This is a genomic window from Candidatus Salinivivens marinus, from assembly GCF_965655845.1.
Classification (GTDB): Bacteria; Pseudomonadota; Alphaproteobacteria; order Rhodobacterales; family Rhodobacteraceae; genus Salinivivens; species Salinivivens marinus.
Genome location: NZ_CBFHHX010000007.1, coordinates 143,233 through 154,166, shown reverse-complemented (window position 1 = coordinate 154,166; position 10,934 = coordinate 143,233). Strand labels below are relative to the sequence as shown.

General features: G+C 42.4%; 8 protein-coding genes. 2 read left to right on the top strand and 6 right to left on the bottom strand.

Annotated features, from left to right (window positions below; translation table 11 throughout):
• The 5 genes from atpD to ACTF5Q_RS08160 form a co-directional block, all read right to left on the bottom strand.
• Positions 1-1,359 (bottom strand): F0F1 ATP synthase subunit beta (gene atpD / locus ACTF5Q_RS08180; protein ID WP_438954136.1); only part of this gene is annotated, 1,359 nt, incomplete at its 3' end.
• Between the two features lie 17 nt (positions 1,360-1,376).
• Positions 1,377-2,255, bottom strand: coding sequence for a F0F1 ATP synthase subunit gamma (locus ACTF5Q_RS08175; protein ID WP_438954135.1), 879 nt, complete (start codon positions 2,253-2,255; stop codon positions 1,377-1,379).
• Positions 2,256-2,267: 12 nt separating this feature from the next.
• Entirely contained in the window at positions 2,268-3,806 is a 1,539-nt protein-coding gene (atpA, locus tag ACTF5Q_RS08170; RefSeq protein WP_438954134.1) for a F0F1 ATP synthase subunit alpha, read from the bottom strand.
• A complete protein-coding gene (locus tag ACTF5Q_RS08165; protein WP_438954133.1) occupies positions 3,806-4,366 on the bottom strand; it encodes a F0F1 ATP synthase subunit delta in 561 nt (186 codons plus the stop codon). Before ACTF5Q_RS08165 ends, atpA begins: the two co-directional genes overlap by 1 nt.
• Before the next feature lie 241 nt (positions 4,367-4,607).
• Positions 4,608-5,345 carry a hypothetical protein gene (locus ACTF5Q_RS08160; RefSeq protein WP_438954132.1) on the bottom strand — a complete coding sequence of 246 codons (738 nt, stop codon included), beginning with the start codon at positions 5,343-5,345 and terminating at the stop codon, positions 4,608-4,610.
• Between the two features lie 61 nt (positions 5,346-5,406).
• On the opposite strand from ACTF5Q_RS08160, the gene gloB reads away from it, so the two are divergent.
• Entirely contained in the window at positions 5,407-6,174 is a 768-nt protein-coding gene (gloB, locus tag ACTF5Q_RS08155; RefSeq protein ID WP_438954131.1) for a hydroxyacylglutathione hydrolase, read from the top strand.
• Between the two features lie 130 nt (positions 6,175-6,304).
• The gene (clpA, locus tag ACTF5Q_RS08150) at positions 6,305-8,632 is read left to right on the top strand and encodes an ATP-dependent Clp protease ATP-binding subunit ClpA (protein WP_438954130.1); all 2,328 of its coding nucleotides are present in this window, start codon (positions 6,305-6,307) and stop codon (positions 8,630-8,632) included.
• 25 nt (positions 8,633-8,657) lie between these two features.
• Here clpA and ACTF5Q_RS08145 read toward each other — a convergent pair whose 3' ends face one another.
• A complete protein-coding gene (locus tag ACTF5Q_RS08145) occupies positions 8,658-10,934 on the bottom strand; it encodes a peptidoglycan -binding protein (protein ID WP_438954129.1) in 2,277 nt (758 codons plus the stop codon).

Below are 10,934 nucleotides of genomic sequence, written 5' to 3'. Positions count from 1 at the left end.
GAAAGCGCCTTCTGGTAGATGATCATAATCGCCATTAACTACTGCTTTGAAAGATGAAATTGTGTCTTCTAATGGTACTTGCACACCATCTGAACCGGTAAATACCTTTGCCACGTCGAATGGTTGAGAAAGAAATCGTTGTATTTTTCTTGCACGGGCAACTGTCAGCTTATCTTCTTCAGAAAGCTCATCCATACCTAAGATGGCAATAATATCTTGAAGTGACTTATATCTCTGAAGAATTCCTTGAACTGACCGAGCAACATCGTAGTGTTCTTCCCCGACAACAGCAGGATCCATCAATCTTGAAGATGAATCAAGCGGATCAACTGCGGGGTAAATTCCCAGCTCAGATATGGCACGAGATAAAACTGTCGTAGCGTCCAAATGTGCAAACGTGGTCGCCGGCGCAGGGTCCGTCAAATCGTCAGCAGGTACGTAGACTGCTTGAATTGACGTAATCGAACCATTTTTTGTAGAGGTAATACGTTCCTGCATTGCACCCATATCAGTAGCAAGTGTTGGTTGATAGCCTACGGCTGAAGGTATCCGACCAAGTAGTGCAGAAACCTCAGATCCAGCTTGTGTGAACCTAAATATATTGTCTACAAAAAACAAAACATCTGTACCAGATTGGTCTCTAAACTGCTCGGCCAAAGTCAGGCCAGTTAGCGCAACACGCGCACGAGCACCCGGAGGCTCATTCATCTGCCCATATACTAGTGCAACCTGAGACTCTTCTAGATTATCTGGTTTAATCACGTTAGATTCAATCATTTCGTGATACAAATCATTACCTTCACGGGTACGTTCACCCACACCCGCAAATACAGAGAAACCGGAGTGTACTTTAGCAATATTATTTATCAATTCCATGATCAGAACAGTCTTGCCCACACCGGCGCCTCCGAACAAACCAATTTTACCACCTTTCGAGTAAGGCGCTAGGAGATCGATAACTTTAATACCTGTAACCAAGACTTCTGATTCTGTAGACTGTTCAGCGAACTCTGGGGCTGGTTGGTGAATTGCACGATACTCATCTGACTTAACGGGACCTTGTTCATCAACAGGTTCACCAACAACATTAACAATCCGGCCCAATGTAGCGTTCCCAACTGGTACAGAAATCGGTCCTGCCGTATCAACAACTTCTTGTCCCCTAACTAAGCCTTCAGTGGCATCCATAGCAATTGTGCGCACTGTATTTTCACCAAGGTGCTGAGCTACTTCAAGCACGAGCGTCTTACCATTGTTGTCTGTATTAAGTGCATTCAAAATTTCAGGTAATTGATCGTCGAACTGTACGTCCACAACAGCACCGATTACTTGTGTAACTCTACCTTTTGCATTTGCCATATCTGTTTCTCCGGTTCTTAGAGCGCTTCCGCGCCCGAGATTATTTCAATCAGCTCATTAGTTATCACGGCTTGCCGCGAACGATTATATTGTATTGTTAATTTATCGATCATATCACCTGCGTTCCGCGTTGCATTATCCATCGCGGACATTCTAGCACCCTGTTCAGAGGCGCCGTTCTCCAATAATGCAGAGAAAATTTGAGTGCCTACTCCTCTTGGCAGTAAATCAGCGAGAATTTCTTCCTCCGATGGTTCATATTCATAATTCATGCTTTGTGCGTTGCTGTCCTCAGCATCCTCGAAGCTTGCAGGAATAATCTGTTGCGCAGTTGGTATCTGAGTAACAACATTGACAAATTTTGAATAAAAAAGAGTTGCTACGTCAAACTCCCCAGCCGTGAACCTATCCAAAATTGATTTGGATATCCCCTGCGCATCCGTGTATCGTACTGTCTTTATTTCAGACAAATCAACGTGATCAACAAAATGCTCACTAAGGTCCCTCTTTATAACGTCACGACCCTTTTTACCGACTGTTATGATTTTTACAGTCTTGCCCTGCTCTACAAGTTTTAAAGCGTGTGTTTTTGCTAGCTTCGCAATGTTAGAGTTGAAACCGCCACACAAACCACGCTCAGCGGTCATTACGATAAGCAGGTGCGTCTGGTCTTTACCCGTTCCAACTAATAATTGAGGTCCGCCTGAATCTTTATTGTTTGCAGAGGCCAAAGCGCCCAATACAGAATTGAACCTCTCAGTATAGGGTCGGGCTGCTTCTGCAGAATCTTGAGCACGTCGCAGTTTCGCGGCTGCAACCATCTGCATAGCCTTGGTGATTTTTCGAGTGTTTTTCACACTCTCAATACGATTTTTTAAGTCTTTTAGACTTGGCATAACCGAATCCCCTTAAGAAAAATCTGCCGTGTATTCATCCAAGGCTGAACGGATTTTATCTTCAACTTCACCTTTGATTTTAGGATCATCATTCGTAATATGATCTAACAACCCGCCATGCTTACCCCTTAGATGCGCCAACAAACCTGTCTCGAAAGCGCCAACTTGATTGACGTCAACTTTGTCCAAGTAACCGTTTGTCCCCGCATATATCAAACAAACAATCTCAGCGTTGGTTAGAGGTGAATACTGCGCTTGCTTCATAAGTTCTGTCAGCCGAGCACCACGGTTTAATAACTGTTGGGTGGCTGCGTCTAAATCTGATCCAAATTGAGCAAATGCAGCCATTTCACGATACTGCGCCAAAGATAATTTCACTGGTCCTGCAACTGATTTCATGGCATTCGTTTGAGCAGATGATCCCACTCGAGATACTGATAGCCCGGTATTAACTGCAGGGCGTATACCTTGATAAAACAACTCAGTTTCAAGAAAAATCTGACCATCAGTAATGGAAATAACATTTGTAGGAATAAACGCCGAAACGTCCCCACCTTGCGTTTCAATCACCGGCAAGGCTGTTAAAGATCCAGCTCCATTATCTTCATTTAATTTAGCTGATCTCTCCAGCAACCGTGAGTGTAGATAGAAAACATCTCCAGGATATGCTTCTCGTCCCGGCGGCCGTCTAAGCAACAATGACATTTGACGATAAGCAACTGCTTGTTTGGACAAGTCATCGTAAATGATAAGAGCATGTCTGCCGTTATCGCGAAAATATTCCGCCATAGATGTGGCTGAATAAGGTGCCAAGAACTGCATAGGGGCTGGATCCGATGCTGTTGCAGCAACTACGATTGAATACTCAATCGCACCACTTTCCTCTAGTTTTTTTACAAGCTGTGCAACTGTTGATCTTTTTTGACCCACTGCAACATAGATGCAATATAATTTTTTGCTCTCATCGTCGCCTGCAGCATCATTATAACTTTTCTGATTAAGAATAGTATCCAAAGCTACTGCTGTTTTACCCGTTTGACGATCTCCAATGATTAACTCTCGTTGACCTCTACCAATGGGTATCATCGCATCAACGGACTTCAGACCCGTCGCCATGGGTTCATGTACTGATTTGCGGGGAATAATACCAGGAGCCTTTACATCCGCTACTCTACGCTCTACCCCTTTGATTGGACCCTTTCCATCTAGAGGATTTCCTAGACCATCCACCACGCGGCCCAGAAGAGCATCACCTGCCGGAACGTCCACGATGGAATTAGTACGCTTTACTACATCGCCTTCTTTGATATCCCGGTCAGACCCAAAAATAACGACGCCTACATTGTCACTTTCCAAATTTAGAGCCATTCCACGAATACCCCCTGGGAATTCAACCATTTCACCAGCCTGAACGTTATCAAGGCCGTGAACCCTGGCAATACCGTCGCCCACTGACAAAACACGCCCGATTTCGGCAACCTCAGTCTCTTGACCGAAATTCTTTATTTGATCTTTTAAAATGGCAGATATTTCTGCAGCTTGGATACCCATTACCCGACCTCTTTCATAACAGTTTGAAGGGAATTCAGTTTAGATCGAATTGAAGTGTCTATCATCTTCGATCCAACCTTAATTACAATGCCACCAATGATTGATTCATCAACAGATGCATTAATTTTAATCTCTTTACCTACTCGATCCTTAATAGCTTTCGCTATTTTGTCAGATTGTGCCTTGGTTAGACTTTTTGCGCTAACTACATCAGCCGTGATTTCACCTTTATGCTCAGCTATTAGAGCTTTTAGCTGGCGTAGAAATGAGTCCATAACAAATAGACGTCTTTTTGATGCCATGAGAGCCAAAGTGTTAGTGAGATTTACCAACAACTTCATGTTATTTCCAATAGCTACAATGGCACCCTTTTGCTCATCCCTAGTGTACATGGGCGAGCTGATAAGATCCCTAAGTTCCTGGCTGTCTTTTAGTGCTCTAGCTAAACTTTCAACGTCAGTTTCTAACTTCGCCACTTCATTATCTTCCAGAACCAAATCGAAAATAGCTTTTGAATAACGGGAGGCCACACCCATAGAAATTGAAGCAGTTTCAGACACGTTTTACCTTTCGGCTTAGTAATGCGCCAGTTACATTCACTTTGACGCTGTTCTTCTCACTCGTTTCAGAACAAACTGAAATCGATGCGGTATTAGCAGAGCTAATCAGTTCTAGCAACATGCTAAAATGGATTTAATCGTACAAAATTTCAATAATTTGCCGTTATGATGTTTTTACACTGCTGCTTAGGTGGAATCTTGAGATGAATTTCATATATGATTCTTAGAATAAAGCAGCAGGTTAGCCCACTGGTTTGGGCTCAGCCAATCCTCCTAAAAGCCCAATAGCTTTTTCCTTTGCTGACTTTTTAATTTTGTGAACGGGCGGATACCGAGTGCTTGCTTCAATTATGATTATCCCACCAGCCAAAATGGGAAGGAATTTTCCAGATCCTTCAAAAAATTGACCGATTCTTTGCAAACTTTTTCGATGAGATGGAAGCTGATACAAAGCCATTGTATGTCTCTCCGGTATGAATGACTGTGATCTCAATTGCGCCTCTAGTTGTCCAATCGAGTAAGGTCGCCCATATCCAAACGGTGTCTTATCGCTTCGACACCAAAGTCCTGCTCGGTTGGGAACAATAAATAATGCTTTACCACCAGGGCCCAGCACCCGCAGGGCTTCGTCAAGCATCATTGATGGATATTCTGATGTCTCTAACCCATGCATTATTATCAAGCGATCAGCAAACCCAGTATCAATTGGCCATTGATGTTCATGGGTTAGAACTGACTGATTTGGATGCCCTAGCGGCCAATGCAAAGCACCCTGCGGTCCAGGCATAAGCGAAATAATTTTTCTAGAGTGATCATAAAAGTGCCGCAAAATAGGATTTGCAAAGCCGTATCCCATCATTTTATAGCCTGACCCGACAGGCCACATCTTGACAACTTCCCTACTAATTTCTTTTTGAGCAGCTCTGCCTAATGCTGATCTATAATAAAAGTTTTTTAAGTCTTGAACATCAAGGTGCATTGCATAAAGCTCTCATTTGGGACAGCATAAGTGTACGTTAAACATTTTTTGGTGGCACGTCATGTCTTTTGAACTTTTAACCATACCCTGCTTATCAGATAATTACGCATTTTTGGCCCATGATCCTGACACTAAGGCTACTTTGCTAGTCGATGCGCCAGAACCTGATCCTATATTGCTAAAACTTCGAGAAAAAAACTGGGATTTAACTCACATACTTATAACGCACCATCATTGGGATCATGTGGACGGTTTATCTAAATTACTTGAATATTATTCGCCGCAAGTAATAGGGTCTTCATCAGACGTCAATCGCTTACCACCTCTTCACTTATCAGTCGCAGAAAATGATAAAATAAAAATTGGAAATAAGGTTGGTAAAGTATTTGAGGTCTCAGGACACACAATTGGACATATCGCAGTCTATTTTGAAGAGAGCAAATTGCTATTTACTGCTGATAGTTTAATGGCTCTTGGGTGTGGTAGATTATTTGAAGGAACCCCTGGTCAAATGCGGCAATCGCTAAAAAAGCTTTCAAACTTACCAGATGAAACAGTTGTATGTTCCGGCCATGAATACACCGAAACAAATGCTAATTTCGCCCTAAATATCGATCCTCATAACCAAGATTTAATACGAAGGTATAAAAATATTAAGAAGCTTAGATCAGACGGCATACCTACCGTTCCAAGCAATTTGGGTGAAGAGCGAGCTACCAATCCATTCCTGCGTCCGTGGAGCAAAAACATCAGAGCTAATTTAGATATGATTGATGCCACAGATGATGAAGTATTCGCAAAAATTAGAGCGCTCAAAGATGCTTATTAGCTGAAATCTTGAGATTTTACCCGGTAAAATAAAAATTTTGGCACATAAATAGCATTATTGACTTGAATAGTGCGAATTCTCACCCACACTATATAGTATGTGAAAAGTAAACGCCGAAAGGGATTTTAACGTGCCTTCTTTTACAACAACGTTGGAGCATTCCATACACGCAGCATTAGCATTAGCAAATTCTAAGTCTCACGAATTCGCCACCTTGGAACATTTACTTTTAACCCTTATTGACGAACCAGATGCAGAACGCGTGCTCAAAGCATGTGACGTTGATCTAGCAATACTACGCGAAGCACTAGGCGACTTTATAGACGAAGAATTGTCATCGATGACAAAAGAAGACGAAAATCTGGAGGCAACACCAACAGCTGCCTTTCAAAGAGTTATTCAACGCGCTGCAATACATGTGCAATCATCAGGACGAAGCGAGGTAACAGGTGCTAATGTTTTGGTAGCAATCTTTGCTGAGAGAGAGTCCAACGCTGCATACTTTTTACAAGAACAAGAAATGACTCGTTATGATGCGGTAAATTTTATAGCCCACGGCGTGGCCAAAAATCCTGCTTTTGGAGAACAAAGATCAGTACAAGGTTCCGATGAAGGCGGAGATGATTTTGCTACGTCGGGCGCCGAGTCTGAAACAGAAAAAAAAGAGAGTGCACTGGCAAAATATTGCGTCGATTTAAATGCAAAGGCAATAGATGGGGATATCGATCCTCTTATAGGTAGGGATTTTGAGATAGAGCGCTGTGTTCAGGTCCTTTGTCGTCGAAGGAAAAATAATCCGCTACTTGTGGGGGATCCGGGAGTCGGGAAGACGGCGATCGCAGAAGGGCTAGCACGAAAAATAATTTCGAAAGACACCCCAGAAGTTTTGAGTGAAACTACTATCTTTTCTCTAGATATGGGGTCCTTGCTTGCCGGCACTCGCTACAGGGGCGACTTTGAAGAAAGATTGAAAGCAGTTATAACAGAGCTGGAAGACCATCCTGATGCGGTACTCTTCATTGATGAGATTCATACAGTTATAGGAGCTGGAGCTACTTCTGGAGGAGCAATGGATGCTTCCAACTTGCTTAAACCCGCATTGCAAGGTGGCAAGCTCCGAACGATGGGTTCTACTACCTACAAAGAGTTTAGGCAACATTTTGAGAAAGATAGAGCTCTTAGTAGGCGCTTTCAAAAAATTGATGTCAACGAGCCGTCTGTTCCTGACACAATAAAAATACTGAGAGGAATAAAAAGTTATTTCGAAGATCACCACAACTTAAAATATACCGCAGATGCAATAAAAACAGCAGTCGAGTTGTCAGACCGCTACATTACGGATAGAAAGCTACCAGACAAAGCAATTGACGTAATAGATGAAGCAGGTGCGGCACAGCATCTACAGAACAGCAAGCGACGCAAAACTATTGGTGTCAAAGAGATCGAAGAGGTCGTAGCAAAAATCGCGAGAATTCCACCTAAGAACGTTTCCAAGGACGATACCCTTGTTTTGAAAGACCTAGAGAAAAACCTAAACCGAGTAGTATTCGGTCAGCACGAAGCTATAGAAGCATTATCAAGTGCAATCAAGCTGGCCAGAGCTGGCTTGAGAGAACCAGACAAACCGATTGGCAATTACCTGTTTGCAGGTCCAACTGGAGTTGGCAAAACAGAAGTTGCAAAGCAACTAGCTGATACTTTGGGCGTAGAATTGCACAGGTTTGATATGTCTGAGTATATGGAAAAACATGCTGTTAGCAGACTAATAGGGGCACCCCCAGGCTACGTAGGTTTTGATCAAGGCGGGCTGCTAACTGATACGGTTGACCAACATCCCCACTGTGTATTGCTTCTAGATGAAATAGAAAAAGCCCACCCAGACGTTTTCAATATCCTTTTACAAGTTATGGACCATGGCACACTAACCGATCATAATGGCAGATCTGTCGATTTTAGAAATGTCATCCTTATAATGACATCAAATGCTGGGGCTACTGAGCAAGCCAAAGCAGCAATTGGATTTGGACGTGACAGGAGAGAAGGAGAGGATACGGCTGCAATTGAGCGTACCTTTACACCAGAATTCAGAAATCGTTTAGATGCCACGATTAGTTTTGGCCCACTGCCAAAGAAAGTCATACTTCAAGTTGTCGAAAAGTTTGTACTTCAATTAGAAGTACAACTAATGGATCGGAACGTTTCAATCGAGTTATCGAAAGCGGCTGCAGAGTGGTTAGCCAATAAAGGCTATGATGACAAGATGGGGGCTCGACCGCTAGCTCGTGTGATACAGGAGCATATTAAAAAACCTCTTGCAGAAGAACTTCTTTTTGGCAAATTGTCTAAAGGTGGCCTTGTGAAGGTCGGTATTAAGGATGATAAAATTGATATTGAACTTAAACCGCCTCAAAAGGCCCGTATTGCGAAAACAAAACCCAGGTTACTGCCTGCAAATTGATTTTTAGGTTAGTTGTACTCACTAATCATTTTTCAGTAAGCTTGATCTCAATTCTACGGTTTTGAGCCCTTTCCTTTGGCGAAGATCCAGATGTGACCGGTTGAAATTCTCCAAAACCAGTTGCGGCCAATCGATCTTTTGGGAATCCCAGATCAGAAATCATAAAACGTACTACCGAGAGAGCCCTTGCTTGGCTTAGCTCCCAATTATCTTTGAATTCCGCACCTGAAACCATGGAAGTATTATCCGTATGACCATCAACTCTTATTATCCAATTTAAATTCTTTGGGAGTTCTTTTACTACTTGATTTAAAATCACGGCCACTTTTTGGATTTCTAATCGACCCGGCATAGATAAATCGGCTTTTCCAACATCAAATAATACCTCAGATGAGAAAACAAATCTATCGCCTACAATTTTTATACCCTCCTTCCCTTCCACTAATTCTCTTATTCTCCCAAAGAAATCAGACTTATATCGTTCCAATTGAGTTGCCTGAGATTGGAGGCGCTCACGCTCTGCTTGCAATCTATTAAACTCGGCAACTTCCAGCTTTATTCGCTTATCTTCTTCGACTTGGGCTTTTGTTTCCGCACGTTCCAAATCTGTTTTGGAGGCAATTAACTGTGAATTAAGGATCGTAATTTCATTTAATTTAGCTTCAATCTCTAGTCTCAAGGTTTGTTCCAGATGCCTTTTCTTTCTTTCCTCCGACGCAACGCGGGCTAGTGCAGCGTTAAGCCTGTTGCCCAAGTTTTGGAGTTGAATTTCATCTTCCCTATCTTTTTCTTCAGATAGGGTTAAAATTGATTGTAGCGAACTCAGCTGACGACGAAGCTCTAATACTTGCTTGTTCAAAAGTGCCGTCTCTCGTTGGCTTTTTAAAAGGCTATCAGAACTTTCAGATAATTGTTCAGACCGTTCTAGCAACTGCTGTTGGGCCTTTTGCAACAAAATTTCTTTTTGCTTTAAATTTGAGGTGTTCTCTGCATTTAATTTTTCAGAAACAAGCTTAGCTGCCAGGACATTTTTAAGATTTTCTAGTGCCTCTTTCTGAGACTGAACGGCGGCCCATCGAGCCGCTAGCGCATCTGCTAATTTTGAACGAAGATCAGTAATGTCTTGTACGCTATCGTCCTCAAAGGTTTGGCGACTCAGTTTTTCTTGCTCCAACGCCATTAATGCACTAGCCAAATCACTCTCAGCAATTGTTAATTTCTCACTGTAATCTTTAAATTGTGCTGTTTTCTCGTTAATATTTTGACTTAAATTTGACAGCTCCAACTCTAATCTCTGCTGCCTTGCTAACGATGCAGCAAGTGCAATTTTGGTCTCATCTAACTCAGCATCACTACTCTGAATATCTTCCTGTAGAGATTTAAGTTCCGTTTCACTATTTCCAATTGTTAGATTAGCAGCCTCTAAAGCGATGATAGTTTGCCTGAGATTGTCTTCGATTTCTAATTTAGCTGCATCTGCAGCTGCCAATAGCGTCAGGGTGTCCTCTGCACGTTTTCTTTCTTCCTCCAAAACCAAAGTCATTGCTGTAAGCTCAGCATCGGCTTCTTCAAGCCTCTTCCTGAGTTCAGCGGCAGCGGCAGCTTCAATTAGTTTGGCAGCTTCTTCATCATCAAGGGCTATTTTTAAATCCTGAATTTCACTAGCTTGCAATTCTATAGTTTTGTTTGCATCACTTTTTTCGGTCTCTAATGACCTAATTAGAGCATCTAATGCTTCTCTCTCCGCTGCTTTCAATCTCGCTTCTTGCTCTGCCAAGTCTATTTCATCACGTGCTTGAGACAGGGTCAAAGCAAGTGCTTCTTGCTGATCCAACAAAGATTTGCGTTCAGTTTCCAATTGATCAATCTGGATTCTAGATGTAGCTTGTGCTGCTAATAAATTTGCTACCTGGACCTCAAACTGAGTGATTTGAGTTAGCGCATCATCTAAAGCTACTTTACTTTCATTGTTTTGAAGCCTCAGGCTTTCTATTAACAGGCTTTTCTGCTCGTTTTCTGCGTCTCTGTCATTTAGTGTACTTGTTAAAATTCCCAAGTCACTTTCAAGTTCGACTACTTTAGATTTTTCAAGGCCTAAGGCCTCCGAAATAGCAACAATTTCTGCAGCAAGGGCATCAAGTTCGCTTTCTTGCCCAGTGATAGTTTCTCTTAGAACAAATTGGATGACCATGAAAATGGTTAATACAAACATCAATACGAGCAATAAACCGGTCATTGCATCCACAAAACCAGGCCAAATGGATGCCTGAAATCGTTGACCTGTGCGTCTCGATAGAGCCAT